The sequence below is a fragment of the Streptomyces sp. IBSBF 3136 genome, assembly GCF_036815105.1.
Taxonomy (GTDB): Bacteria; Actinomycetota; Actinomycetes; order Streptomycetales; family Streptomycetaceae; genus Streptomyces.
Genome location: NZ_JAJSZC010000014.1, coordinates 22829 through 48545, shown reverse-complemented (window position 1 = coordinate 48545; position 25717 = coordinate 22829). Strand labels below are relative to the sequence as shown.

Below are 25717 nucleotides of genomic sequence, written 5' to 3'. Positions count from 1 at the left end.
GCCTACTTGAAGAACGCGATGCCGTCGTCCGGCAGGTCGTCGGGCAGGGCCTTCGCCCAGCGCTCGACGTCCTCGGGGGTGACGACCTTCTTCAGGTGGGCCGACATGTAGGGGCGCAGCTCGACCTCGGGGGTCTGCTTCTCGCCGACCCACATCAGGTCGCTCTTGACGTAGCCGTACAGCCGCTTGCCGCCGGTGTAGGGCTGCGACGCCGCCGTGCGCGCCACCGCGTCCGTGACCAGGTCGATCTGCGGCTTCTTGGCGGCCATCTCGCCGTACCAGATCTCGATGACGCCGTCGTCGCGGGTCATCGTCACCTCGACCTTGCGGTCGGCGTCGATCCGCCAGAAGCCGGACTCCGACTCCAGGGGCCGGACCTTGTTGCCCTCGTTGTCCAGGACCCAGGTGTGGGAGCGGTACTCGAGGAAGTCCCGGCCGTCGTGGGTGAAGGTGACTTCCTGCCCGAAGTTGCACTTCTCGGAGCCGGGGAAGTCATGGACGCCCGCACCGGCCCAGTCGCCGAGCAGGAAGGCCAGCGGGACGAGGTCCTTGTGCAGGTCGGACGGGATCTCGATCATGAGGAAAAGTTCCTGGTCGGTTCTTCGGGGATGCTCAGCGCTGGCCCTGGTACAGCTTCTTCACGGTCAGTCCGGCGAAGGCGAGAACGCCGACGCAGACCAGGACCAGCAGGGTTTCGAAGAAGATCTCCACGGGTGCTCCTTGAGCGAGGGTGGGCGTACGACAGAGCCGGGGCCCAGCTTACGCGGCCCGGGCCCCGGGCTCCTTCCGAGGTAGGCCCTCGGAGGTCCGCCGCCGGTCAGCCGAGCAGCTGGCTCTGCAGGGTGACCGTCTGCTGGAAGGGGATCGCGGGCGCGGTGCCCCGGCGGGACTGCACGATCACCGCGAAGACGTCCCCGGCGGCGACGTAGGCCTGGCGGACCTGTTCGGCGCCGTACGGCTTCGTCTCGACGTAGGCGGTGCGCTCGGTCCGGGAGACCGTGGCGGCGTCGGGGAAGTGCTCGTCGAAGACGGAGGCGCCGGCGCCGCGCACCTGGTAGCCGGGGCTGCTGTACGCGACGTTGTCGCTCGCGAACTCGTTCTCCACGACGTTCGCCGTGCCGAACTGGAGCAGGTAGACCCGGGTCCGGGTGCCGTCCGGCATGGTCCAGCCGCGGGCCGCGATGTGCCGCAGACCGGTGTCGACGAGCTTCTGCCGCAGCTTGTCCCGGTCCTCCTTGAGCGCGTACTCGGCCAGGTACTCGCCGGTGGCCAGCCAGCCGTCCCGGCCCCGCAGCGCCGGGTCCGCCTTCGCGCCCTTCGGCGCGGGCAGCACCAGGGCGCGCAGGTCGGCGTAGTGGGCGCCGGCCGCGTTGGAGTCGGCGAAGGGGCCGGGGCTGCCGGAGGGCAGCGGGGGCCTGGTCAGCTCCGGGTAGTCCCAGCGGCCGTCCGGGGCGGTGGCGAGTCCGGGTACGTCCGTCCGCTCCACGCGGGTGATCCCGTACGCCGTTCCCGCGCCGACCGCCGCGAACGCCACGACGGCGGCGGTCCAGCGCAGCACGGCCCGCAGGAGGCGGCGCTCCACGGCGGGGGCGGGGGCGGGCCTCGGCGGCGCCGTGGGCCGCGGCACGGTCGGCTCTGTCGTCGGCTGCTCGCTCATACGGCCGCTCCCGGCTCGGCGATCCGGTCGAGCTGGGTGCGCAGGAGCCGGGCGACTCCGGCGCCGTCGAACGACCCGGGGCCGGACGCGGTGGCGGTGACCAGGACGTCGCCCGCGTACGCCGAGCAGAACACCTCGCTGACGTCGTTGACGTCCTCGTCGGTGGCCTTGGGCGAGCGGAAGCACTTGGCGTCCTCGTACCCCTTCACCTTCGGTCCCGCGCGTAGGGCGCCGAGGTCCTGGAGCAGTCCGCTCGTCGACGTGCTGATCCTGCGGGCCGCGCCCGCGTCCCCCATCCGGGACAGTGTGATCTCCACCGAGAAGACCTCCTCGTTCCACAGGTAGGCCTCGGTCTTGTCGCTGAAGTAACTGCGCATCGCCATGCCTGTGATGTGCTGCCGGTCGATCTGCTGTTCAAGCCGCTTGCGCAGGGAGCGGGGCAGACCGCTGACCGACGCCTTGCGCAGCGCGGTGGCCTGGGCGCCGTCGAGCTGCGCGTCCGAGCCGAACTCCTTGATGTCGGGGCCGCGGACCCAGGTGCCCGTCCCGTACGGCACCAGCATCCCGGCGAGCCCGTGCCGCGGCGCCGCCTCGTCCTTGTCGGCCGCCGCACGGGGGAACTTCCAGTAGGGCGCCCCCGCGTCGCGGTCGGCACCCTGCACGGTCACGACCGTGTATCCCACGCCGGCGACGAGGGCCCCGGCGAGCAGCACGGAGCCGGCGACGGCGGCGACGCGATTCCGGCGACGGACCGGCTCGGTCGGCACGGCGGGCACGGCCGGCTCGATCGCCTCGGCCGGCACGGCCGGCTCCGTCGGCTCGATCGCCTCGGCCGGCACGGCCGGCTCGGTCGGGGTTTCGTTCACAGCCGCTCCATCTGCCGCTCGGCCAGGTCCCTGATCGTCTTCTCGGCGATCGGCCGGCTGCTGTAGATCCATATCTCCATCGCTATGTCACCGCGCCAGGCGTACGCCTCCGCCCCGTACAGCGACTTCGCCCCGAAGTCGGCGACCGGCCGCCGGTGGACGTACGCCATGCCGTCCCCGGTCCCGGAGACGCTCGAGCTGCGGGCAGCGGGGTCGGACTCCGCGTCGTTCTCCAGGTTGTGGGTGGCGTCGGCCGCCGCCATGGAGTCCTCCTGCCGGTACTGGACCAGCCGGATGTCGACGGTGGAGACGGCGCCCGACTTCCAGCCGGTGACGGCCGCGCGGCGGAACCGGTCCGTCGCGAGCGAGCTGAACTTCTCCCCGGGGTTCTTGAAGTAGCCGGCATAGGCGCCCAGTTGCAGCCAGCCGTCGCCGGGCAGCCAGGTCGCCTCACGGGTGCCGCGCGGCCTGTCGAGCAGGAGCTTGCGCAGGTCGCCGTCGGTCTTCACCTCGCGGTCCTGCGCGGCGGAGAGCGGCTCGGCCGTGCCCTTGGCCTGCTTGATCACCGGCTGCGAGAGCGGGGGCGGTTTCGTGGGCTCCCGGTCGGCCTGGACCAGGTACCCGGCGCAGGTGCCGGCGACCAGGCCCAACAGGGCACCGGCACCGACCAGCCGGACCGTACGGCCACGCGGGCGGCCCCAGGACGTGACGGGCGCTGCGGGCGCGGCCGGCGCTACGGGCGCGACGGGCGCCTCGGGCACCTCCGCCGCACCGGGTCTTTCTTCGGACTCTTCTTCCAAGACGTCCCCCCAACAGAACGTGAGGCGTGGATTCCGCATCCACGTCCCACAGGTGACTCATGGCCGGGGGCCCGAGTTGTGACGGCGTTGATTACGATTCGAGCATGGCGAAGAAGCTCGTGATCAAGGTGACGGCGGGGGCCGACGCCCCCGAGCGCTGCTCGCAGGCGTTCACGGTGGCGGCGGTGGCCGTCGCCAGCGGGGTCGAGGTCTCCCTGTGGCTGACCGGGGAGTCCTCGTGGTTCGCGCTGCCGGGGCGGGCCGCCGAGTTCGAGCTGCCGCACGCGGCGCCGCTGCCGGACCTGCTCGACTCGATCCTCGCGGCCGGCCGCGTCACGCTGTGCACGCAGTGCGCGGCCCGGCGGGAGATCACGGAGAAGGACGTCCTGGACGGCGTGCGGATCGCGGGCGCACAGGTGTTCGTGCAGGAGGCCCTGGGCGACGAGACGCAGGCGCTGGTCTACTGAGCCGCGGCCGCCGGGCCGGCGGCCGCTACGAGCGGGGGCCTTTCTTGCCGTCCAGCTCGTCCCACCACTCGTCGGACTCCGGGTCGCCCGAGGGGTCGTCCCACCAGCGGTCCTCGGGGCCGCGCCGGTTGGCCACCATCGCGGCCACGGGCGGGATGAGCATGGCGGCCACGCACATGCCGACGGCCGCCGGCACCGACCAGATGCGCACGACCGCCCAGGCCAGGACGAAGAGGCCGATGCAGATCCCCATCATGGCGAAGTAGAGGTGCCGCCGCCGGGCGTACATGAGTCCAGGGTAGGTCGGCCCGGGCGGAAGGGCCTCACCACGGACGGGGACAGGCCGAAGGGCCGTACCACGAGGTGTCCAACCCGGTGGGTACGGCCCTTCGGACGCGCTGAGCCTGCTCAGACCGCGATCGCGACCTCCGCGAGGCCACCCTGCTGGGCGACGACCGTGCGGTCGGCGGTGGCGCCGGGGACGAGGGCGCGCAGCGTCCAGGTGCCCTCGGCCGCGTAGAAGCGGAACTGTCCCGTGGCGGAGGTGGGGACCTCCGCGGTGAACTCGCCCGTCGAGTCGAGCAGCCGGACGTAGCCCGTCACCGGCTCGCCGTCGCGGGTCACCTGGCCCTGGATGGTCGTCTCACCGGGCTTGATCGTCGAGGCGTCCGGGCCGCCGGCCTTCGCTCCGCACATATGTCTCTCCTGAGGGGTCTGACCGGAAGGTCGGTCGGGTGGGTTACTTGCCGGCGCCGAGCTCGATCGGCACGCCGACGAGGGAGCCGTACTCGGTCCAGGAGCCGTCGTAGTTCTTGACGTTCTCCACGCCGAGCAGCTCGTGCAGGACGAACCAGGTCAGGGCCGAGCGCTCACCGATGCGGCAGTAGGCGATCGTGTCCTTGGCGAGGTCCACGTCCTCAGCGGCGTAGAGGGCCTTGAGCTCCTCGTCCGACTTGAAGGTGCCGTCGTCGTTGGCGTTCTTCGACCACGGGATGTTGCGGGCCGTGGGCACGTGGCCCGGGCGCTGCGACTGCTCCTGCGGCAGGTGGGCCGGGGCGAGCAGCTTGCCGGAGAACTCGTCGGGCGAGCGGACGTCGACGAGGTTCTGCGCGCCGATCGCGGCGACGACCTCGTCGCGGAAGGCACGGATCGAGGTGTCCTGCGCCTTGGCCTTGTAGTCGGTCGTGGCGCGCTCGGGGACCTCGCTGCCGTCGACCAGCTCGCGGGCGTCCAGCTCCCACTTCTTGCGGCCGCCGTCGAGGAGCTTGACGTTGTCGTGGCCGTACAGCTTGAAGTACCAGTAGGCGTAGGACGCGAACCAGTTGTTGTTGCCGCCGTAGAGGACCACCAGCGTGTCGTTGGCGATGCCCTTCTTCGACAGGAGCTTCTCGAAGCCGTCCTGGTCGACGAAGTCACGGCGGACCGGGTCCTGGAGGTCCTTGGTCCAGTCGATGCGGATCGCGTTCTTGATGTGGTTCTTCTCGTAGGCGGACGTGTCCTCGTCCACCTCGACGATGGCGACGCTCGGGTCGTCCAGGTGCTCCTGGACCCAGTCGGCGTCGACGAGGACGTCGCTGCGGCTCATGTTCTTTCTCCTCCGGGGCAGTTACGGCGGGGCGTGCAGATAGCGAGGGTGCGCGCTCGGAAGACGAGCGGTCGCACGGGTGCCCTTGGTGCAGGGCGGCTGGGAGAGACGCGGAGGCGCGTCGGCGTCCGCGAGGAGTCAGAAGGGGCGACAGAGCATGGCGGCAACGCGGCAGAGGTCTACTGCCCGCCGCTTCGTGAGGTCCGCCTGTCGCTTCATGGCCCCGATCGTAGGGACGTCCGGGCGGGCGTGTCACCGGCATGTCGCATCGTGAGATGGGATCGTCCGGATATTGGGATACGAAAGCGCCCGGGGCGTCGTTCGACGGCCACCGGGCGCCTGTCTCGGCCAGGGCTTCTGCGGTGCGGACGCGAGCGTCTCGCCTGTCGGACGGCCGCCGTTCACGGCGGTCGTTTCCGTCCTCCGGCCGGTCCGCGCCGGCCCCGTGGCTGCCCCGCCCGACTACCCCGCGAGCTTGACGTCCGAACCCTTCACGCTGATCTCCACGCCGTCCGGGGCGGCCTGCACCTTGTCCAGCTTGATGCCGCCGGGGAGCTGGTCGATGGCCTGCTGGAAGTCGGTGATCTGACGGACGCGACCCTCGGCGATGGGGGCGCCCCCCAGCTTGGGCAGGGCGTCGGCCTGCACCTTGACCTTGTCGTTCTCCACGGTGACCGAGCTGAGGACGTAGACCGGCTTGGGCAGCTTGGTGCCGAGCACGGTGGCGTCGACGGCGACCTTGATCTTGCCGTTGCCGCCGTCGGAGAGGCCGACGACCTGGGCCGTGACGCCCGGCGCCACCTGGGTCGGCTGGGACTTGGCGGTCTTCAGCAGTTCGTCGTAGGCGATCGTCGCGGTGCCGGTGGCGGTGGAGGCGGTCGCGGAACTGTAGTCGCCGGAGAAGTCGACGCCCTTCATGTCGGCGGTGAGGTCGTCGATCCGGATGGTCTTGCCGCCGGTTCCGGTGGCGGCCTCGTAGTCCTTGATGCCGACCTGGACGTCGTCCAGGGAGCCGCTCGCGACCTGGGTGAGGAAGGGGAAGCCCTTGATGTCGACGTCCGGGGTGGACGCGAGGTTCTCCGTGTTCCGCAGCTTGTCCGCGGCCTCGTTCTCGGCGAAGTGCACGGCCACACGGTCCGCGATCACGAAGAGGCCGCCCAGGATCACGACGAGGATCAGGAGTATTCGCAGGGCGCGCATGAGGTGTTCCCCCGGGTCGACGGTGGTGTACGGCTACGCCACGGTAACCCTGCGGGGACCGGCCGGGAGGTTTTGTGGATCACTTGTGACAGGGCGGCCGCGGCAGGCCGGGAGCGGGCCGGCCCGGGAAGGCCGGCCCCAGGGCCGGTTGCGAAAGTGGTCCTCTGCCGTGCGACGCCCGGCTGGCCGCCCTCCGGGCGACGAGGCCACTTTGGCAACAGGCCCTTAGCCCAGGGCGCGCCCCAGGACCCACACCACCGGCGCCGCCGCCGACAGCGGCAGCGCCACGCCCGCCGTGAAGTGGACGAAGCGGGAGGGGTAGTCGTAGGCGGCCACCCGGTGGCCGACCAGCGCACAGATCGCCGCCGCCGCGCCCAGGGCGGCGCCCTTGGTGCCGAAGCCGGTCATGCCGCCCACCGCGATGCCCGCCCCGGCGGCGGCGACCACCGAGACCACCAGCGAGGCCGGGGTGGGCAGCGGGAGGGCACGGGCCAGGACCGCCACGGCGACCGCGGCCGCGCCGACCGACACCGCGTGCGGGGCGGCCGCCAGGTAGCCCGTCGCGAGGACCGCGAGGGACGAGGAGGCGACGGTCGCCATGAGGCCGTACATGCGCTCGTCGGGCGAGGCGTGCGAACGCAGCTGGAGGACCAGCGACAGCAGGACCCAGATGCCGAGCGGGCCGAGGATCGCGACCGGCGCGTGCCCGCGGCCCGCGGCCAGCACCGCCACGTCGGCGGTGAGCGCGCCGAGGAAGGCCAGCGCGATGCCCTGGCGGGCGGGCCACATGCCGTTCAGCCGGAACCAGCCCGCGGCGGTCACGGCCTGGAGCAGCACCAGCGGCACGACGAGTGCGTACGAGCCGAGGGGTGCCGTCACGGCGAGCAGCAGGCCGAGCCCGGCGGTGAGCAGCGCGGGCTGCATGCCGGGGTCGATGATCGGGGAGCGGCCCTCCAGGCGGGCCCGCTGGGCGTCGGTGATCCGGGAGTTCCCGGCGAGGGTGGCGGGCCCGTACCCGGGTCCGGCCTCGGCCTCGGGTCCGGCCTCGGGCGCGTGGTGCGGCTGGGCTTCTGGGCCGGCCTCCGGCGCGTGGTGCGGCTGGGGCTCGGGGGCCGCCGCGGGCGGGGTGTACGGCTCCTGCGGCGGCAGGTACGCCGTCTCGGCGGCCCGTACCTGCGCCTGCGCCTGCGTCTCCCAGGTCCGGCCCTGCCACTGCTGGGTCTGCTGCGGGTCGTAGCCGGCCTGCGGGTACGGCTCGGCGTACGGCTGCGGCTGCCCGTACTGGTCGTACCCGTACTGGTCGTACCCCGCCTGTGCCTCACCGGGCCACGGCTGCGCGGCCTGCTGCCGGTGGGGCTGAGCCTCGGACCCGCGCTGGTGCTGCTGGTGCTGCTGAGCCTGGTGGTCCCGGTAGGGGTCGTACGGCTGGTGGCCCTGGTGCCCGTCGTACCCCTCGTACGGCCCGCCCTGATACGGCTGGTCGCTCATCCCCTCATCCTCCTGCGAACGGCGGGAGCACCTCGACCGTGCCGCCCTCGGCCAGCCGTACCGTCTCATGCGCGCGGGTCCCCACGGGGTCACCGTCGACGAGGAAGGAGCATCGCCGCAGGACGCGCGTGAGTTCACCGGGGTGTCGCTCGCGCACGGCGGCGAGCGCGTCGGCGAGGGTGGCCGCGTCGTACGGCTCCTCGGCGACCTGGGCCGCGGCCTTGGCAGCGGCCCAGTAGCGGACCGTGACCTTGGGCATCTGGTTCCTCACTCGACGGCGGACGGACAGGGGGACGGACGCTGTCAGGCTAAGCCACCGGGCCCGTGGGCCGGTCATGCCGCCCGGCCGCCCCGCTGCGACCGGGCGGCCCAGTCGCCGATCCGGGCGAGCAGCGCCTCGTCCGCCGCGTTCTCGGCGTGCCCCATACCGTGCTCCACCCACAGCTCGCCGTGCTCACCGGCGGCCTCGGCCAGCATCCGGGGATGGTCGAGCGGGAAGTAGCCGTCCCGGTCGCCGTGCACGACCAGCAACGGGACCGGCGCGATCATCGGGACCGCCTGCACCGGGGAGAGCGGCACCGGGTCCCACTCCCGGTGGTGGATGCGGGTGCGCAGGCCGTAGCGGCTCACCAGGCGCCCCCCGGGGCGGGTCACCAGCCAGTGCAGACGGCGCATGGGGGCCGTACCCCGGTAGTACCAGCGGGCGGGGGCGCTGACCGAGACCACCGCGTCGACCGTGCCCGGGTACAGGGCCGCGTGCCGCAGCACGACCGAGCCGCCCATGGAGAAGCCGACGGTCACCACGCGCGTGTGCCCGAACCCGCGCGCCCACTCCACCGCGGCGGCCAGGTCCAGCACCTCCTTGTCGCCGACCGTGGACCGGCCGCCCGAGGCTCCGTGCCCCCGGAAGGAGAAGGTGACGACGGCGCCGTACCGGGCGAACACGTCCGCCACCCTTCGCACGTGCGGCCGGTTCACGTCCCCGGTGAAGCCGTGGGCGACCACGAAGACGGTGTCGTCCACCGGGGCGTCGGACGGCGCCGGGGAGCCGTCCGGTGATGCTTCGTATACGACCGACCCCGGGTCGTATACGGAATCGACCGGAACGCCGTCGGTTGTGCGCAGGAACGTCCTGATAGGGACCCGTCCGCCGGTCTCGTCATTCGGACGAACGGTGGAACGCGTCTCTCGACCTGCCGGACGGGTGCTCATGTGGGCTATTCTGCTGGGCAGAGGACTCGGGCAGCGCAGCCCCCGGGTCCTTTTGTGCTTTCGGAAGCGTTGTATACGACGCGGGCGACCCGACGCGGGCGACCGCGCCTGTACGGGGCCTTCGGGATCGCAGAGCAGTCACGTACCGCAGGGACCGAGGAGGAACCAGACGTATGAGTTCTCTGCTGCTCCTGACCAACGCCCTCCAGCCGTCGACCGAGGTGCTCCCCGCCCTGGGCCTGCTCCTGCACAACGTGCGGGTCGCACCGGCGGAGGGACCCGCCCTCGTCGACACCCCCGGCGCCGACGTCATCCTGATCGACGGCCGCCGCGACCTGCCGCAGGTGCGCAGCCTGTGCCAGCTGCTGCGTTCCACCGGCCCCGGCTGCCCGCTCCTGCTCGTCGTCACCGAGGGCGGCCTGGCCGCCGTCACCGCCGACTGGGGCATCGACGACGTGCTGCTGGACACCGCGGGGCCGGCCGAGGTCGAGGCCCGGCTGCGGCTGGCCACGGGCCGCCAGCAGCTCGTCAACGACGACTCCCCGATGGAGATCCGCAACGGCGACCTCTCCGTGGACGAGGCGACGTACTCCGCCAAGCTCAAGGGCCGGGTCCTGGACCTGACCTTCAAGGAGTTCGAGCTGCTCAAGTACCTCGCCCAGCACCCGGGCCGGGTCTTCACCCGCGCCCAGCTGCTGCAGGAGGTGTGGGGCTACGACTACTTCGGCGGCACCCGGACCGTGGACGTGCACGTACGGCGGCTGCGCGCCAAGCTCGGCCCCGAGCACGAGTCGCTGATCGGAACCGTCCGGAACGTCGGTTATCGATTCGTTACGCCTGAGAAGGGCGACCGGTCCGGCGAGGAGTCCAAGGCCAAGACGGAACAGGCAAAGACGGATGATGCGGACACATCCGCCGTGCTGGACGGAGTGGAGCTCCACGCGGACGCGTAGCGGTCTCACGGGCAAGGCATTGCTACCGCACAGTCAGCTTCGATTTGCCCTGCCCAGCGCGGGTCCATCCGCGTAGACTCCGCGCGTGGCCAAGGTGACTCGGGATGATGTGGCACGGCTGGCTGGGACCTCCACCGCCGTCGTCAGTTACGTCATCAACAACGGACCCCGGCCGGTCGCCCCGGCCACGCGCGAGCGTGTCCTCGCCGCGATCAAGGAACTGGGGTACCGGCCGGACCGGGTCGCCCAGGCGATGGCGTCCCGGCGCACCGACCTCATAGGGCTGATCATTCCCGACGCCCGCCAGCCCTTCTTCGGGGAGATGGCGCACGCGGTCGAGCAGGCAGCCTCCGAGCGCGGGAAGATGGTGCTCGTCGGCAACACCGATTACATCGGCGAACGCGAGGTCCACTACCTGCGTGCCTTCCTCGGCATGCGGGTCTCCGGCCTCATCCTGGTCAGCCACGCCCTGAACGACCTCGCCGCGGCGGAGATCGACGCCTGGGACGCCCGGGTGGTGCTGATGCACGAGCGCCCGGAGGCCATCGACGACGTGGCCGTGGTCACGGACGACCTGGGCGGCGCCCAGCTCGCCGTGCGCCACCTGCTGGAGCACGGCTACGAGTACGTGGCCTGCATGGGCGGCACGGCCGACACGCCGGCCGTCGGCGACCCGGTCTCCGACCACGTCGAGGGCTGGAAGCGGGCCATGGCCGAGGCGGGCATCCCCACCGAGGGCCGGCTGTTCGAGGCGCCGTACAACCGCTACGACGCCTACCGCGTGGCCCTGGACCTGCTCGCGGGCCCGGACCGGCCGCCCGCGGTCTTCTGCTCCACCGACGACCAGGCGATCGGCGTGCTGCGGGCCGCGCGCGAGCTGCGCATCGACGTCCCCGGGGAACTCGCGGTGGCGGGGTTCGACGACATCAAGGAGGCGGCGCTCGCCGACCCGCCGCTGACCACGATCGCCTCGGACCGCTCGGCCATGGCCCGGGCGGCGGTCGACCTCGTCCTGGACGACGGGCTGCGGGTCGCGGGCTCCCGGCGCGAGCGCCTGAAGACCTTCCCCTCCCGGCTCGTGGTCCGCACCAGCTGCGGCTGCGGGGTCTGACCCTCTCCCCCGGTCCTCACGATGGACGAACGAGGTTCTGCCGGGCTTCTCAGGGAGCACTCAGGCAGCTCTCATGGTGGCGGGACATGCTCAAGTCATGACCGAGAGCATGCGCCGCAGCGACGGGTACGAGTACGGCAGTCCCACCGGCCACGGCCGCCCGCAGGACCCGTACGCTCAGCAGCCCAGCCACTCCGCTCCCGTGCACCCCGAGTGGCCGCCGCCGCCCTCCTACGAGCCGCCGACGGCCCCGGCCGGCACCCCGCAGCCGGGCCCCGCCCCGCACCGCAAGCACGGCCGCGGCCCGGTGGCGCTGCTCGCGGCGGTGGCGATCGTCGCGGCCGCCGTCGGCGGCGGCACCGCCTACGCCTTCCAGGAGCTCACCGGCAAGGACACCGTCGCCTCCGGCGGCACGACCACCGCCGTGGTGCCGACCAGCAAGCGGGGCGACGTCGCCGCGATCGCCGCCGCGGTCAGCCCGAGCGTGGTCGAGGTCCAGGCGACCCTCAACAACGGCTCGTCCACCGGCTCGGGCGTGATCATCACGTCCGGCGGCGAGATCGTCACCAACAACCACGTCGTCTCCGGCGCCTCCTCGATCAAGGTGCGCACCAGCGAGGGCAGGACCTACCCGGCCGAGGTCGTCGGCACCGACAGCTCCAAGGACCTCGCGCTGGTCAGGCTCAAGGGCGCCTCCGGTCTGAAGACCGCCTCGCTCGGCGACTCCTCCGGGGTCCAGGTCGGCGACACGGTCGTGGCCATCGGCTCCCCCGAGGGCCTGACCGGCACCGTCACCAGCGGCATCGTCTCCGCGCTCGACCGGGACGTGACCGTCTCCACCGACGAGAACCAGGGACAGGGCCAGGACGGCGGCGACGGGCAGTGGCCCTTCCAGTTCGGCGGCCGCCAGTTCAACGGCGACACCGGCTCGTCCACCACGACCTACAAGGCGATCCAGACGGACGCCTCGCTCAACCCCGGCAACTCCGGCGGTGCGCTGATCGACGCGAGCGGCCATGTCATCGGCATCAACTCGGCCATGTACTCGTCGAGTTCGCAGTCCTCGTCGTCCTCCGACGCGGGCAGCATCGGACTCGGCTTCGCGATCCCGGTCAACACCGTCAAGTCCGACCTGGCCAAGCTGCGGGCCGGCTCCACCGGCTGAGCCCCCGCGCCGGCGATAGGGAGTACGTCATGATCCAGCAGGTCTCGCACGACGCCAGCACCGGCACCGGTCCGGCCGCCCTCGTCCTGGCCCTCGCGGTCGCCCACGAACTGCACGCCCCGGCCCCGGCCCCGCGCGCCGGTGAGGTGGCGGTCCCCGAGCTGATGGGCCTGCGCACCTCCGCCGACCGCCCGCACCGCCGCAAGGTCCCGCTGTGCCGCCTCACCGCGGTCGGCGGTCTGGCGGCACTCGGGGTCTGAGCCGTCGCTCGTGCCCGCCGGCCGGGAAACATGCGACGCTGAGAGACGCCCCGCCCCCCGTCCCACCGCACCCCGAGGAACCGCGAGCGATGAGCCCCGCCGAAGGCGACCGTGAGACCCAGCGCATCCTGATCGTCGACGACGAGCCCGCCGTACGCGAGGCGCTCCAGCGCAGCCTCGCCTTCGAGGGATACGACACGCAGGTCGCCGTCGACGGCGCGGACGCGCTGGACAAGGCCGCCGCCTACCGGCCCGACCTGGTCGTCCTGGACATCCAGATGCCGCGGATGGACGGCCTGACCGCCGCCCGCCGCATCCGGGGCACCGGCGACACCACCCCGATCCTGATGCTCACCGCCCGCGACACGGTCGGCGACCGGGTGACGGGACTGGACGCCGGCGCCGACGACTACCTGGTCAAGCCCTTCGAGCTGGACGAGCTGTTCGCCCGCATCCGCGCCCTGCTCCGCCGCAGCTCCTACGCGGCCGCCGTCTCGCCCCAGGCCCAGGAGGACGAGGCGCTGGCCTTCGGCGACCTGCGCATGGACCTCGCCACCCGGGAGGTCACCCGGGCCGGCCGCCAGGTCGAGCTGACCCGCACGGAGTTCACCCTCCTGGAGATGTTCATGGCCCACCCGCGCCAGGTGCTGACCCGCGAGCAGATCCTGAAGGCGGTCTGGGGCTTCGACTTCGAGCCCTCCTCCAACTCCCTCGACGTCTACGTCATGTACCTGCGCCGCAAGACGGAGGCCGGCGGCGAGCCACGGCTCGTGCACACGGTCCGGGGCGTGGGTTACGTGCTGCGGCAGGGCGGCGCGGAGTGAAGAGCCCGACCCGCCGCTACCGGGCACTGCCGATCCGGACCCGCCTCGCCATGCTGGTGGCGGCCGCGGTGGCGTTCGCCGTGGCCGCGGTCTCGGTGACCTGCTGGTTCATCGTGCAGGAGAAGCTGTACGACCAGCTCAACGCCGAACTGCGCAAGGCCTGGGTGCCGCAGCGGCTCAACGACGTGGCGGGCGCGCTCGACTCGTGCCCGCAGAAGCCGAGCGAGTCCGGGCTCGGCGGCTTCCGCACCCACGGCAACTACTACTACGTCGAGCTGGTCAAGACGGACGGCACCGCCTGCGTCTCCTCCAGCTCCGCGGGCCGGGTGCGCACCACCTCGGCGGACACCGCCGTCATCAGCGACCCGAGCGGCGAGGGCGTGCTGCGCAACGGCACCGACTCCGACGGCAACGCCGTACGCGTCATGACCGCGCCCCTCACCGTCACCACCGGCCCGGTCACCCCGCCGCAGTCGTATCCGGACACCGCCCTGCTGGTCGCCATCCCGTTGAAGACCACCCAGAACACGCTCAACGACCTCGCCCTGATCCTCCTCCTGGTGTCCGGCATCGGCGTGATCGGCGCCGGGGCGGCCGGGCTCGCGGTGGCCCGCGCGGGACTGCGCCCGGTCGACAAGCTCACCGAGGCCGTCGAACACGTCGCGCGGACCGAGGACCTCAGCGTCCGCATCCCCGTCGAGGACGACAGCGAGGACGAGGTGGCCCGGCTCTCCCGGTCCTTCAACTCGATGACCTCCTCCCTGGCCGGCTCCCGCGACCTCCAGCAGCAGCTGATCGCCGACGCGGGACACGAACTGCGCACCCCGCTGACGTCGCTGCGCACCAACATCGAACTGCTCACCCGCAGCGAGGAGACGGGCCGCCCGCTGCCGCCCGAGGACCGCAAGGCGCTGCTCGCCTCGGTGAAGGCGCAGATGACGGAGCTGGCCTCGCTCATCGGCGACCTCCAGGAGCTGTCCCGCTCGGAGGGCCAGCGCGGCGAACGCGTCCAGGTGGTCTCCGTCCAGGACACCGTGGAATCGGCCCTGCGCCGGGCCCGGCTGCGCGGCCCGGAGCTGACCATCACCGCGGACCTGGAGCCCTGGTTCGCCCGGGCGGAGCCCTCCGCCCTGGAGCGGGCCGTCGTCAACATCCTCGACAACGCGGTGAAGTTCAGCCCCGAGGGCGGCACGGTCGAGGTGCGGCTGAGCGAGGGCGTGCTGACGGTACGGGACCACGGCCCCGGTATCCCCGAGGACGAACTCCCTTACGTCTTCGACCGGTTCTGGCGCTCGCCGAGCGCGCGCGCCCTGCCCGGCTCGGGCCTCGGCCTGTCCATCGTCGCCCGTACGGTCCAGCAGGCGGGCGGCGAGGTCGCCCTGGCGCGTGCGGAGGGTGGCGGGACCGTGGCGACGGTACGGCTGCCCGGCGCCCCCACGGCCCCGCCGGAGACCCCGTAGCCGACCGCGCGACACCCTTCGGCGGCGGGCGCCCGGCGGGCTACGATCCTGCGCACCGGTGTCCGGGGAGACCCGGGGAGAGAGCGGTGGGGGGTGGACGTGCAGGGGGCCGGAATCGAGCGCGAGTACCACAGCCGGAGGAGGTCACCGCGCGCGGTGTTCCTCGCGCCGGCGCTGCTGGGACTGGAGAGCGTCTACCGGATGGCGCACGGCCACCTGATGCCGCGCTGGGCCTGGGCGCCGTTCCTCGCGCTCTGGGTCCTGGTGCTCGCGCGCACGGTGCTGTACTCGTGGCGCGGCCGCACCCTGGTCGGGGTTCGCGGGATCACCGTGCGGCGGGCGGTCACCGAGCGCAGCCTGACCTGGCGGGACGTCTACGACATCCGGACCGAGCCGGTGCCGAGGGCCAAGCCGCCGGCCCGCACCTGCCTCACGTACATGTACGACACCGGCGGACGCCGGTTCGTGCTGCCGCACCTGGACGACTGGCAGCTGACCGACCCGCCCGCCGAGGTCGCCGCGCTGCGGGAGGCCGCCGCCCGGCACCGGGGCATGGCGTTCGAACGGCGGCCGGAGACCGAGGCGCTGATCCGGCGCGCGTCCGGGCACCGCAAGGCGTGGGAACGGGCTGTCACGGGCGGGCTCGTCGCCTTCGGCGGCGGGTTCCTGCTGTGGGTGGCGCTGCTGTTCACCACGGACCACCCGCCGACACTGCTGGTGTTCCTGTGGATACCCCTGGGCACCTTCGCCGCCCTCGCCGCCCTGCTGAACTGGCGCTGGGAGTCCCAGGTCCCCGCGGCCCCGTAGCCCGACGACAGACGCCGAACGACCCCGAGAAACGTTTCTCGGGGTCATTCCGGAGCCGCGGAGGGCAGTCACCCGGGAGTCAGCACACCGGCGTCACTGCGTGATGGTGATCCGGTTCGCGGCGGGCGGCGCGAGCGGCGAGGACGCCGTCGAGTGCGCCGTCAGGTACTTCTCCAGCGCGGTCAGGTCGTCCGCGCCCACCAGGTCGCCGGTGCCGGCGCCGAGGGTCGGGAAGCCGTCGCCGCCGCCCGCCAGGAAGCTGTTGGTGGCGACGCGGTAGGTGGCCGCCGGGTCCACCGGAGCGCCGTTCAGGCGGATCGAGTCGGTGACGACACGGTCCGCGCCGGACCTCGTCATGTCCAGCGTGTACGTCAGGTTCGCCGACGGCTGGAGGATCTTCGGCGCGGCCGCGTTCACCCCGCTCACCTGCTCCTTGAGCACCTGGATCAGCTGGGCGCCGGTGAAGTCCTGGAGGTTCACGGTGTTGGCGAAGGGCTGGACCGTGAAGCCCTCGGCGTAGGTGACCACTCCGTCGCCCTCGGCGCCCTTGGCCGCGTAGGTCAGCCCGGCCCGCACACCGCCCGGGTTCATCAGCGCCAGGCTGGTCCGCGGGTCCAGCTCCTTGCCGTAGGCGAGCTGGGCGTCGGCGATCAGGTCGCCCATCGGGGACTCGGTGCCGGTGTTGCCGATGTCGGCGGAGATGTAGCCGATGGCACGGTTGCCGATCGGGGCGGCCAGGGTGTTCCACCGGGCGATCAGGTCCGTCATGTCCTGCGCCTTGGGCACGTCACGGCTGACCACGCGGTTGGCCGACTTCACGGCCGTGCGCGCGATGTCGCCGGTGCGGCGGTCGTAGGTCAGCGTGGTGTCGGTGTAGAGCCGGCCGAAGGAGGCCGCCGAGGTGACCATGCGGGGGCGGCCGGACGGGTCAGGGATGTCGCAGACGTAGGCGTTGTGGGTGTGGCCGGTGACGAGGGCGTCGACGGCCGGGGTGACGTTCTTGGCGATGTCCACGATCGGGCCGGAGATGCCGGTGCCCGCCCCGCCCGCGTCGCAGTCGTAGTTGTAGGAGCCGGAGGCCGGGAAGCCGCCCTCGTGGATCAGGGCCACGATCGACCGGACGCCCTGGCGCTGGAGCACCTTGGCGTACTTGTTGATCGTCTCGACCTCGTCCTTGAACTTCAGGCCCTTGACGCCGTCGGCGGAGACGATGCCCGGGGTGCCTTCGAGCGTGACCCCGATGAAGCCGATCCTGACGTCCTTCTTCTTCCAGACCCAGTACGGCTTCAGGATCGGCTTGCCGCTCTTGTCGTCCAGGACGTTGGCCGCCAGGTAGGGGAAGTCGGCGCCCTTGAACTTCCTGTCCGTGTAGCAGCCGTCCTTCGGGTGGCAGCCGCCGTTCTGCAGGCGCGCCAGTTCCTTCGCGCCCTCGTCGAACTCGTGGTTGCCGACCGAGGTGACGTCCAGCTTGAGCTTGTTGAGCGCCTCGATGGTCGGCTCGTCGTGGAAGAGGCCGGACAGCAGCGGCGACGCGCCGACCATGTCGCCGCCGGCCGCGGTGACCGAGTACGGGTGGCCCTGGCGGGCCTGCCGGAGGTGCGTGGCGAGGTACTCGACGCCCCCCGCGTCGATCGTCCTCGTCGTGCCGTCCGGCTGCGCTTCGGTGACCCGGCCGGAGGAACCGGACGGCGGTTCGAGGTTGCCGTGCAGGTCGTTGAAGGACAGCAGCTGGACGTCCTGGTAGCGGCCCGGGTGCGCGTGGCCGCCGTGACCGGTGTGTGCCTGCGCGGGCAGCGCGGCGGTCAGGGCGGCGGCTGTCGCGAGAGCGGCGGTCGTCCCGAGGAGCGCGTACGTACGGCGTCTGGTGCGCCGGGATGCGGCTGGCATGGACCCCCCTGTGGGTCGGCTGTGGCGAGTGGGCCGTCAGCCGCGAAGCCTAAGGTCAACGCGCGTAGCGCGACAGGGGGTTAGCGGTTGCATCCTGGTTTGCCTTTGCCGGTTCCTTTGCCGGTTCCTTTACCCGCTGCGCTGACGGCACTTCGCCCCGGCGGCCCCGTACCCTCGTACGCATGAGCAGCGACGACACCGTACGGCCCTTCCCCTCCCGCTCCATCGAGACCCGTTCCGCACTCGACCCGGACCAGGCCGAGGCCGTGCTCGGACTGCTCGCCGAGGCCGCCCACGTCGACGGGCAGCAGCCGGTGTCCGAGCAGGGACGGCTGCAACTGCGCGGGGGATCCCGCGAGGGCGTCTCCCACCTGGTGCTGACCGTCGGGGACGAACTCGTCGGCTACGCGCAGTTGGAGGACACCGACCCGGTGGAGGCGCCGGCCGCCGAACTGGTCGTCCACCCCGCGCACCGCGGGCACGGCCACGGACGGGCGCTCGGCTCGGCCCTGCTCGCCGCCTCGGGCAAGCGGCTGCGGGTGTGGGCGCACGGCGGGCACTCCGCCGCCCGGCACCTCGCCCAGGTACTCGGCCTGACGCTCTTCCGCGAACTGCGGCAGATGCGCCGTTCGTTGACCGACCTGGAGCTGCCCGAGCCGCGGCTTCCCGAGGGAGTGACCGTACGCCCCTTCGTGCCGGGCAAGGACGACGCGGCCTGGCTCGCCGTCAACGCGGCCGCCTTCGCGCACCACCCCGAGCAGGGCGGGCTGACCCAGCGCGACCTGGACGACCGCAAGGCCGAGCCGTGGTTCGACCCGGCCGGGTTCTTCCTCGCCGAGCGGCGCGGGGAACTGGTCGGCTTCCACTGGACCAAGGTGCACGCCGAGGAGGGGCTCGGCGAGGTGTACGTGCTCGGGGTCAGGCCGGGAGAGCAGGGCGGCGGGCTCGGCAAGGCCCTCACCACCGTCGGCCTGCGCCACCTGGCGGCGCAGGGGATGCCCACGGCCATGCTGTACGTCGACGCGGACAACGCGGCCGCCGTGTCGGTGTACGAGCGGCTGGGGTTCCGGACGCACGAGACCGACCTCATGTACCGCACCGAGACCTGACCCGGCCGGGCCCACGCCGGGCCCGCACCCGGCCCGCACCGGCCCCACGCAGCGTCCGCGCCCGGGTCCGCAGCCGGGCAGACGCCCGTTCAGGGGCGGCCGACTTGACGGCCGCCCCTCTCTTACACCACCCTTTCACTACTCAATTAGTGAAAGGGTGGTTCAACGCGTGGTCGAATACCGCATCGACCGGCACAGCGGGGTCGCCACCTACGTCCAGATCGTCCAGCAGACCAAGCAGGCCCTCCGCCTGGGCCTGCTGCGGCCCGGCGACAAGCTGCCGACGGCCCGTGAGGTCGTCGAGGCCACCGCCATCAACCCGAACACCGTCCTCAAGGCCTACCGCGAACTCGAACGCGAGGGCCTGGTCGAGGCGCGGCGCGGGCTCGGCACCTTCGTCCGGCGCGCGCTGGGCGCCGCCCCCGCCGACTCGCCGCTGCGCGCGGAGCTGGAGGCGTGGACCGCGCGGGCCGTGGAGTCCGGGCTCGACCGGGACGACGTGGCGGCCCTGTTCACCGCCGTACTCGACAAGCACTTCCAGGGAGAACGTTCATGAGCGACACGGCTCTCGAGGCCGACGGCCTCGGCAAGCGCTTCGGCCGGCGGGGAGGCTGGGCCCTGCGCGGCTGCGCCTTCCGCCTGCCCACCGGGCGGGTGTGCGCCGTCGTCGGCCCGAACGGCGCCGGCAAGTCGACCCTGCTCGCCCTCGCGGCCGGGCTGCTGCCGCCCACCGAGGGCCGCCTGACGGTGCTCGGCCGCACGCCGGCCGGCGCCCGCGCCCGGGTGGGCTTCGTCGCCCAGGACAAGCCGCTGTACCCGCAGCTCACCATCGCCGAGACGCTCCGGATGGGCGCCGACCTCAACCCCGAGCGCTGGGACGCGGCCACCGCCGAGCGGATCGTGGCCGCCGGCGACCTCGACCCCAAGGCACGCATACGCTCCCTGTCCGGCGGACAGCGCACCCGCGTCGCGCTCGCCCTGGCCCTCGGCAAGCGGCCCGAACTGCTGCTCCTGGACGAGCCGATGGCCGACCTCGACCCCCTCGCCCGGCACGAGCTGATGGGCACGCTGATGGCCGAGGCCGCCCAGTACGGAACCACCATCGTGATGTCCTCGCACGTCGTCGCCGAGCTGCAGGACTCCTGCGACCACCTGCTGCTGGTGGGCGACGGCCGGATCCGGCTGGCCGGCGAGCTCGACGACCTGCTCGCCGCCCACCTGCGCGTCAGCGGCCCCGCCGACTCCACCGCCCTCGACCCGCACACCGTGGTCGAGTCCCGGATCACCGGCCGCCAGCTCTCCGCGCTCATCCGGCCCGCCGGACCGCTCCCCGGCGACCTGCGCGCCTCGGCCCCCTCCCTGGAGGAACTCGTCCTCGCCCACCTGCGCAACCCGCAGGCCCCCGCCCTCGCCCCCGCCGGGGCCGCACGTGCGGAGAACGACGCGTGAGCGCCACCACCGCCCCGGCCGCCGTCCGGGCCGACGCGCCGCGGCCCCGGCTGATCCGCTGGCTGCTGCGCCTGCACCGGCCGGCGCTCCTCGCCTGGACCGGCCTGGTGGTCCTCGTCTCCGCTCTGCTGCTGTCGCTCGCCGGACCGCTCGGCGACGCGGCGGCGGAGGGCTGGCGGCAGTACAACGCCTGCCACCACCCCATGAAGTGCGTGTACGACCAGGACGCGATCCTGCGCTACAAGGACTGGTACAACTACGCCACCACCGGCCTGGACGCGCTGCCGCTCGTGGTGGCCGCCTGGGCGGGCGCCGCCCTGACCGGCAGGGAACTGGAGTCGGGCACCGCCCGGCTGGCCTGGGCCCAGAGCACCTCACCGGCCCGCTGGCTGGCGGTCCGGCTGGCCGTCCCGGCCGCCGCCGTCACCGCCGGGAGCAGCCTGCTGTTCTGGCTGCACCACCTCGCCTGGACCGCGGGCCGGGGCCGCATCGACACCGCCAAGAGCTGGGCCGACTTCGGCACCTTCTACGCCAACGGCCCCACCGTCGCCGGCCTGGCCCTCGCCGGGCTCGCGGCCGGAGTCCTGGCGGGCCTGCTGCTGCGCCGCACGCTGCCCGCGCTCGTCACCGGCGCCCTGGCCACCGCGGGCGCCTGGGGCCTGGCCGCCGCGCTGATGCCCCACCTGTGGCCGGCCGTCACCACGGTCGGCGGCCTCGACCGCGGGGCGCCGGGCAACGGCATCGTCGTCGAGGAGGGCCTGGTGACCCGGACCGGCGCGCATCTGCCGCTGCCCCACTGCGTCTCCGACGCCGACTGCGCGACGGCCTACGCGCACGCCGTCGGCCAGTTCAAGACCTACCACCCCTACGCCCACTACTGGCCGCTCCAGCTGGTCACGACCGCGCTGCTGCTGGCCGTGGCGGGCCTGCTGGCACTCGGCTCGTTCCTGGTGCTGCGGCGCCTGGCCGGGCCACGGACCGAGGAGACCCCCGCATGACCGGCACCGCCTTCCAGGGCCTGCCCCGCACCGCGCTGCGGCTGCACCGGTCCGCGCTGCTGCTGTGGACCGCCTTCGTACTCCTCGTGCTCGGCGAACTGCTGTGGGTGCACTTCTCCGGCGCTCCCCGGGACCGGATCTGCTTCCACCGTCCGGGCGCCGTGTGCACCTACACCGCCTTCACCGACGTCAACAACATCATGAACCTCCTCGGCGAGGCCCTCACCTACGCGCCCTGCGCGGTGGCCGCCTGGGCGGGGGCCGCGCTGATCGGCCGCGAGCTGGAGTCCGGCACCGCCCGGCTGGCCTGGTCCCAGACCGCCTCCCCGGCCCGCTGGCTCGCGGCCCAGCTCACCACGGCCGCCGTGCCCCTGCTCGCCGGCAGCGGCGTGCTCGCCCTGGCCTTCGGCCGGGTGTGGACCGCCGACGGGGACGACCTGGTCACCCACTGGACCTGGGACCGCGTCTTCGTACCGCGCGGCCCGCTGCTCCCCGCGCTCGTGCTGTGCGCCCTGGTCACCGGCGTGCTCGCCGGACTGGCCCTGCGCCGCACCTTCCCCGCGCTGGTCACGGCCTTCGCGGTGACGCTCGTGCTCCGGCTCGGCCTGCGCGAGGCGTGGCAGCCCCTGCGCGGCCCGCTGTCCGGTTTCTGGCCCCTGCACCTGGCGGCGACCGGCATGGTCCTCGCCCTGACCGCGCTGGCCACCGCGGCCGCCTGCCGGGTGCTGCGCCGCCTGGCGGGCTGACCGTAGGACCGGGGCCGCGCCCCTGCCACGGGCGAGGGCGCACCCCCGGGGGGCCGCTCCCCGATATCCCGGACGTCATGTCTCCGTAACCATCGATTCAGACGGGCTTGCGACGCTCGGCCAATGAAGCCCGCCGTGCCAGAGCCTTCGCCGCCCCCCGAGGGGCCCGCGGGGAACGGGGCCGTCAAGCTCCCGCCCGCACGTTCCGACGCGCCTGTCTCGCCCCTGGCGCGGAAGAATGGGTTCATGAGTCAGCAAGACACCCAGGCAGAGGTCCAGCAGGTCCAGCACGTCCAGCCCTCCGTGGGCTCCATAGCCGCGCACCGCCAGCATGCCGTGTCCGCGGCGGTGTCCGATCTCGAACCCGACCTCGACGCCGACCTCGACGTCTACGAGGAGGCGGAGGGCCAGGGGGCACCACTGCCGCAGGGCCGGTTCCTCGACCGGGAGCGCAGCTGGCTCGCCTTCAACGAGCGCGTCCTGGAACTGGCCGAGGATCCGAACACGCCCCTGCTGGAGCGCGCCAACTTCCTGGCCATCTTCGCCAGCAACCTGGACGAGTTCTTCATGGTCCGGGTGGCCGGTCTGAAGCGCCGGATCGCCACGGGCGTCGCCACCCGCTCCGCCTCCGGCCTCCAGCCGCGCGAGGTGCTGGAGATGATCTGGGCCCGCTCGCGCGAGCTGATGGCCCGGCACGCCGCCTGCTACCACGAGGACGTCGCCCCCGCGCTCGCGGAGGAGGGCATCCACCTGGTCCGCTGGAACGAGCTGACCGAGAAGGAACAGGCCCGCCTGTTCACCCTGTTCCGGCACCAGATCTTCCCCGTGCTGACCCCACTGGCCGTGGACCCAGCGCACCCGTTCCCGTACATCTCCGGCCTGTCGCTGAACCTGGCCGTCGTCGTGCGCAACCCGGTCAGCGGCCACAAGCACTTCGCCCGTGTGAAGGTGCCGCCGCTGCTCTCCCGCTTCCTGGAGGCCGCGCCCGGCCGGTACGTCCCGCTGGAGGACGTCATCGCGGCGCACCTGGAGGAGCTGTTCCCGGGCATGGAGGTGCTGGAGCACCACGCGTTCCGGCTCACCCGCAACGAGGACCTGGAGGTCGAGGAGGACGACGCGGAGAACCTCCTCCAGGCCCTGGAGAAGGAACTCATGCGGCGCCGCTTCGGGCCGCCGGTGCGCCTGGAGGTCGAGGAGTCCATCGACCGCGAGGTGCTCGACCTCCTCGTGCGCGAGCTGAAGATCTCCGAGGCCGAGGTGTACCCGCTCCCCGGCCCCCTGGACCTCACCGGCCTCTTCCGCATCCACAGCCTCGACCGCCCCGAGCTGAAGTACCCGAAGTTCATCGCGGGCACCCACCGTGACCTGGCCGAGGTCGAGTCGGCGTCCGCGCCGGACATCTTCGGGGCCCTGCGCGCCCGGGACGTGCTGCTGCACCACCCGTACGACTCCTTCTCCACCTCCGTCCAGGCCTTCCTGGAGCAGGCGGCGGCCGACCCCGACGTGCTCGCCATCAAGCAGACGCTGTACCGCACCTCCGGCGACTCCCCCATAGTCGACGCGCTCATCGACGCGGCCGAGTCCGGCAAGCAGGTCCTGGTCCTGGTCGAGATCAAGGCACGCTTCGACGAGCACGCCAACATCAAGTGGGCGCGCAAGCTGGAGGAGGCCGGCTGCCATGTCGTGTACGGCCTCGTCGGCCTGAAGACGCACTGCAAGCTGTCCCTGGTGGTCCGCCAGGAAGGCGAGACGCTCCGCCGCTACAGCCACGTCGGCACGGGCAACTACCACCCCAAGACCGCCCGGCTGTACGAGGACCTGGGCCTGCTCACCGCCGACCCGCAGGTGGGCGCCGACCTCTCCGACCTCTTCAACCGCCTCTCCGGCTACTCGCGCCGCGAGACCTACCGGCGCCTGCTGGTCGCCCCCAAGTCCCTCAGGGACGGTCTGGTCGCCCGTATCAACAAGGAGATCCAGCACCACCGCGCGGGCCGCCCCGCCTTCGTCCGCATCAAGGTCAACTCGATGGTCGACGAGGCGGTCATCGACGCGCTCTACCGCGCCTCCCAGGCGGGCGTGCCGGTCGACGTCTGGGTACGGGGCATCTGCGCCGTCCGGCCGGGTGTCGCGGGCCTGTCGGAGAACATCCGGGTCCGCTCCATCCTCGGCCGGTTCCTGGAGCACTCCCGGGTGTTCGCCTTCGGCAACGGCGGCGAGCCCGAGGTCTGGATCGGCAGCGCCGACATGATGCACCGCAACCTCGACCGCCGGATCGAGGCCCTGGTCCGGGTCATCGACCCCGGCCACCGGGCGGCCCTGAACCGGCTGCTCGACACCGGCATGTCCGACACCACCGCCTCCTGGCACCTCGGCGCCGACGGCGAGTGGACCCGGCACGCGACCGACGCGGACGGACAGCCGCTGCGCAACGTCCAGGAGATGCTCATAGACGCCCGGAGGCGCCGGCGTGGCACAGCAACACCTTGACCCGACGGACCCCGGGGCCCCGGAGGTGACGGGGGACGCGCTCGCGGTCTACCTGCGCGCCCAGGCCACGGAGTTCCTGCGCGCGCTGCGCCTGCACCGTGAGACGGGCGGCGGCACGGCCAGCGGCGCGCAGGAGACCGTCGACGCGGCCCGGGCGCTGCGCCGCTCGGCCCGCCGCATCAGCGGCAGCCTGCACACCTTCCGCCCGCTGCTGGACGCCGACTGGTCCGAGGAGATCAGGCCCGAACTGGCCTGGCTCTCCGGCACCTTGGGTCTGGAGCACGCCTACGCCTCCCGCCTCGAACGGCTGTTGCTCGCGCTGCACCGGCTGTCCGGCGCGGCCGGCTTCCCGGAGCAGAGCGTCGTGGCCGCGGGCACGACGGCACCACAGGGCGGCTCCGTGGCCGCCCTGGCCGGGGGCGCCCGGACCGCGGGAACGGCACGGGCCGGCGCCGCGAGCACCCTCGGGCGGGCGCAGGCGGGCCTGGCGGAGGCACCGCAGGACACCGTGGGCCCCGCCCGCCCGGCGCCCACGCCGGACCGCGGCAACCTGACGGTCGGCGCGGCCAAGGCGGGCGCGCTGCTGGAGCGTCAGCTGACCCTGGCCAGGACCAGGGCCCACTCCACGGCGCTTCAGGCCCTCGGCTCCTCCCGCTTCCACGCGGTCGCCGACAAGGTCGCCTTACTCGCCAGCGAGGTGCCCCTGACGCCCGCCGCCCTCACCACCGGCCTGCGTCCCCTCGCCGCCGCGGCCGAGGAACGCCTGACGGACTCCGTGGCCGCCCTGCCCCTGCTCACCGCCGGCCACCCCTACAACGCCGCGGCCCTGGTGCACGGCCTGTCACCGGACCCGGCCCCGCACCCGCAGGACGCCCCCTGGCACCAGGTGCGTCTGCTGCTGCGCCTGCACCGCTACGCCCGGGAGGTGCTGTCCGGCGGCAAGGCCGACGTGGCCGCGGGGCTGCCGGCCGCGGGCCTGGCCCTGAACCGGCACCGGGACGCCTCGGAGGCGGCGAGCGCGGCCGCGCAGGCGGCCCGTACGCCCCGCATCACGCCGGCGACGGCGTACGCCCTGGGCGTGCTCCACGCCGACCAGCGGCACGAGGTGGAGGCGGCCAGGTTCGCCTTCCAGCAGGCGTGGCAGAAGCAGGCGGTCGGCGCGTCCTGATCCTCACCCCGAAGGAGG

Annotated in this window: 28 protein-coding genes; 15 read left to right on the top strand and 13 right to left on the bottom strand. The window is 72.8% G+C overall.

Going from position 1 to position 25717, the window contains the following annotated elements:
* Window positions 1–2: 2 nt before the first annotated feature.
* The 4 genes from V7E45_RS05245 to V7E45_RS05230 form a co-directional block, all read right to left on the bottom strand.
* Window positions 3–578, bottom strand: coding sequence for an FABP family protein (locus V7E45_RS05245; RefSeq protein ID WP_333772883.1), 576 nt, complete (start codon window positions 576–578; stop codon window positions 3–5).
* Window positions 579–817: 239 nt separating this feature from the next.
* Window positions 818–1657, bottom strand: coding sequence for a hypothetical protein (locus V7E45_RS05240; protein WP_333772882.1), 840 nt, complete (start codon window positions 1655–1657; stop codon window positions 818–820).
* Window positions 1654–2523 (bottom strand): hypothetical protein, encoded by an 870-nt coding sequence (locus V7E45_RS05235; protein WP_333772881.1) that lies wholly within the window; start codon window positions 2521–2523, stop codon window positions 1654–1656. The genes V7E45_RS05240 and V7E45_RS05235 overlap by 4 nt, the downstream gene beginning before the upstream one ends.
* The gene (locus V7E45_RS05230; RefSeq protein WP_333772880.1) at window positions 2520–3323 is read right to left on the bottom strand and encodes a hypothetical protein; all 804 of its coding nucleotides are present in this window, start codon (window positions 3321–3323) and stop codon (window positions 2520–2522) included. Before V7E45_RS05230 ends, V7E45_RS05235 begins: the two co-directional genes overlap by 4 nt.
* A 104-nt stretch (window positions 3324–3427) precedes the next feature.
* Here V7E45_RS05230 and V7E45_RS05225 point away from each other — a divergent pair, with 104 nt between their 5' ends.
* Window positions 3428–3790, top strand: coding sequence for a DsrE family protein (locus V7E45_RS05225; RefSeq protein WP_333772879.1), 363 nt, complete (start codon window positions 3428–3430; stop codon window positions 3788–3790).
* 25 nt (window positions 3791–3815) lie between these two features.
* Here the strand turns inward: V7E45_RS05225 and V7E45_RS05220 are convergent, their stop codons facing one another.
* The 8 genes from V7E45_RS05220 to V7E45_RS05190 form a co-directional block, all read right to left on the bottom strand.
* Window positions 3816–4079, bottom strand: coding sequence for a DUF3099 domain-containing protein (locus V7E45_RS05220; protein ID WP_333772878.1), 264 nt, complete (start codon window positions 4077–4079; stop codon window positions 3816–3818).
* A gap of 119 nt (window positions 4080–4198) precedes the next feature.
* On the bottom strand, window positions 4199–4486 hold the full coding sequence (locus V7E45_RS05215; protein ID WP_020940877.1) for a DUF1416 domain-containing protein: 288 nt from the start codon (window positions 4484–4486) through the stop codon (window positions 4199–4201).
* A gap of 43 nt (window positions 4487–4529) precedes the next feature.
* Complete coding sequence (locus tag V7E45_RS05210) at window positions 4530–5375, bottom strand: sulfurtransferase (protein WP_333772877.1); 846 nt, start codon at window positions 5373–5375, stop codon at window positions 4530–4532.
* Between the two features lie 138 nt (window positions 5376–5513).
* Window positions 5514–5594, bottom strand: coding sequence for an Ms5788A family Cys-rich leader peptide (locus V7E45_RS40540; RefSeq protein WP_350751515.1), 81 nt, complete (start codon window positions 5592–5594; stop codon window positions 5514–5516).
* Window positions 5595–5837: 243 nt separating this feature from the next.
* On the bottom strand, window positions 5838–6575 hold the full coding sequence (locus V7E45_RS05205) for an LmeA family phospholipid-binding protein (RefSeq protein ID WP_333772876.1): 738 nt from the start codon (window positions 6573–6575) through the stop codon (window positions 5838–5840).
* Between the two features lie 225 nt (window positions 6576–6800).
* Window positions 6801–8063 (bottom strand): hypothetical protein, encoded by a 1263-nt coding sequence (locus tag V7E45_RS05200; protein WP_333772875.1) that lies wholly within the window; start codon window positions 8061–8063, stop codon window positions 6801–6803.
* A gap of 4 nt (window positions 8064–8067) precedes the next feature.
* Window positions 8068–8322, bottom strand: a complete 255-nt coding sequence (locus V7E45_RS05195; protein WP_020940881.1) for a MoaD/ThiS family protein — start codon at window positions 8320–8322, stop codon at window positions 8068–8070.
* A gap of 74 nt (window positions 8323–8396) precedes the next feature.
* A complete protein-coding gene (locus tag V7E45_RS05190) occupies window positions 8397–9275 on the bottom strand; it encodes an alpha/beta hydrolase (RefSeq protein WP_333772874.1) in 879 nt (292 codons plus the stop codon).
* 173 nt (window positions 9276–9448) lie between these two features.
* Here V7E45_RS05190 and V7E45_RS05185 point away from each other — a divergent pair, with 173 nt between their 5' ends.
* From V7E45_RS05185 to V7E45_RS05155, 7 genes are all read left to right on the top strand, one after another.
* A complete protein-coding gene (locus tag V7E45_RS05185; protein ID WP_333772873.1) occupies window positions 9449–10228 on the top strand; it encodes a winged helix-turn-helix transcriptional regulator in 780 nt (259 codons plus the stop codon).
* 85 nt (window positions 10229–10313) lie between these two features.
* Complete coding sequence (locus V7E45_RS05180; protein WP_333772872.1) at window positions 10314–11339, top strand: LacI family DNA-binding transcriptional regulator; 1026 nt, start codon at window positions 10314–10316, stop codon at window positions 11337–11339.
* A 97-nt stretch (window positions 11340–11436) separates the two neighbouring features.
* Window positions 11437–12504: a S1C family serine protease gene (locus tag V7E45_RS05175; RefSeq protein ID WP_333772871.1), complete on the top strand. Its 1068-nt coding sequence runs from the start codon at window positions 11437–11439 to the stop codon at window positions 12502–12504.
* Window positions 12505–12533: 29 nt separating this feature from the next.
* Window positions 12534–12764 carry a hypothetical protein gene (locus V7E45_RS05170; RefSeq protein ID WP_333772870.1) on the top strand — a complete coding sequence of 77 codons (231 nt, stop codon included), beginning with the start codon at window positions 12534–12536 and terminating at the stop codon, window positions 12762–12764.
* Window positions 12765–12853: 89 nt separating this feature from the next.
* Window positions 12854–13588 (top strand): response regulator transcription factor, encoded by a 735-nt coding sequence (locus V7E45_RS05165; protein WP_333772869.1) that lies wholly within the window; start codon window positions 12854–12856, stop codon window positions 13586–13588.
* A 50-nt stretch (window positions 13589–13638) separates the two neighbouring features.
* A complete protein-coding gene (locus tag V7E45_RS05160) occupies window positions 13639–15048 on the top strand; it encodes a HAMP domain-containing sensor histidine kinase (protein WP_333772902.1) in 1410 nt (469 codons plus the stop codon).
* A gap of 93 nt (window positions 15049–15141) precedes the next feature.
* The gene (locus tag V7E45_RS05155) at window positions 15142–15855 is read left to right on the top strand and encodes a PH domain-containing protein (protein WP_333772868.1); all 714 of its coding nucleotides are present in this window, start codon (window positions 15142–15144) and stop codon (window positions 15853–15855) included.
* Between the two features lie 93 nt (window positions 15856–15948).
* Here V7E45_RS05155 and V7E45_RS05150 read toward each other — a convergent pair whose 3' ends face one another.
* Window positions 15949–17742 carry a bifunctional metallophosphatase/5'-nucleotidase gene (locus tag V7E45_RS05150; RefSeq protein WP_333772867.1) on the bottom strand — a complete coding sequence of 598 codons (1794 nt, stop codon included), beginning with the start codon at window positions 17740–17742 and terminating at the stop codon, window positions 15949–15951.
* Window positions 17743–17924: 182 nt separating this feature from the next.
* Between V7E45_RS05150 and mshD the strand changes: the two genes are divergently transcribed.
* From mshD to V7E45_RS05115, 7 genes are all read left to right on the top strand, one after another.
* On the top strand, window positions 17925–18851 hold the full coding sequence (gene mshD, locus V7E45_RS05145; RefSeq protein ID WP_333772866.1) for a mycothiol synthase: 927 nt from the start codon (window positions 17925–17927) through the stop codon (window positions 18849–18851).
* Between the two features lie 169 nt (window positions 18852–19020).
* Window positions 19021–19407 carry a GntR family transcriptional regulator gene (locus V7E45_RS05140; RefSeq protein WP_333772865.1) on the top strand — a complete coding sequence of 129 codons (387 nt, stop codon included), beginning with the start codon at window positions 19021–19023 and terminating at the stop codon, window positions 19405–19407.
* Window positions 19404–20300 (top strand): ABC transporter ATP-binding protein, encoded by an 897-nt coding sequence (locus V7E45_RS05135; protein WP_333772864.1) that lies wholly within the window; start codon window positions 19404–19406, stop codon window positions 20298–20300. The genes V7E45_RS05140 and V7E45_RS05135 overlap by 4 nt, the downstream gene beginning before the upstream one ends.
* Window positions 20297–21298 (top strand): ABC transporter permease, encoded by a 1002-nt coding sequence (locus V7E45_RS05130; RefSeq protein WP_333772863.1) that lies wholly within the window; start codon window positions 20297–20299, stop codon window positions 21296–21298. The genes V7E45_RS05135 and V7E45_RS05130 overlap by 4 nt, the downstream gene beginning before the upstream one ends.
* Window positions 21295–22044, top strand: coding sequence for a hypothetical protein (locus V7E45_RS05125; protein WP_333772862.1), 750 nt, complete (start codon window positions 21295–21297; stop codon window positions 22042–22044). The genes V7E45_RS05130 and V7E45_RS05125 overlap by 4 nt, the downstream gene beginning before the upstream one ends.
* 123 nt (window positions 22045–22167) lie before the next feature.
* Complete coding sequence (locus V7E45_RS05120) at window positions 22168–24531, top strand: RNA degradosome polyphosphate kinase (RefSeq protein WP_443055941.1); 2364 nt, start codon at window positions 22168–22170, stop codon at window positions 24529–24531.
* Window positions 24512–25699, top strand: coding sequence for a CHAD domain-containing protein (locus V7E45_RS05115; RefSeq protein ID WP_333772860.1), 1188 nt, complete (start codon window positions 24512–24514; stop codon window positions 25697–25699). The genes V7E45_RS05120 and V7E45_RS05115 overlap by 20 nt, the downstream gene beginning before the upstream one ends.
* Window positions 25700–25717 lie beyond the last annotated feature (18 nt).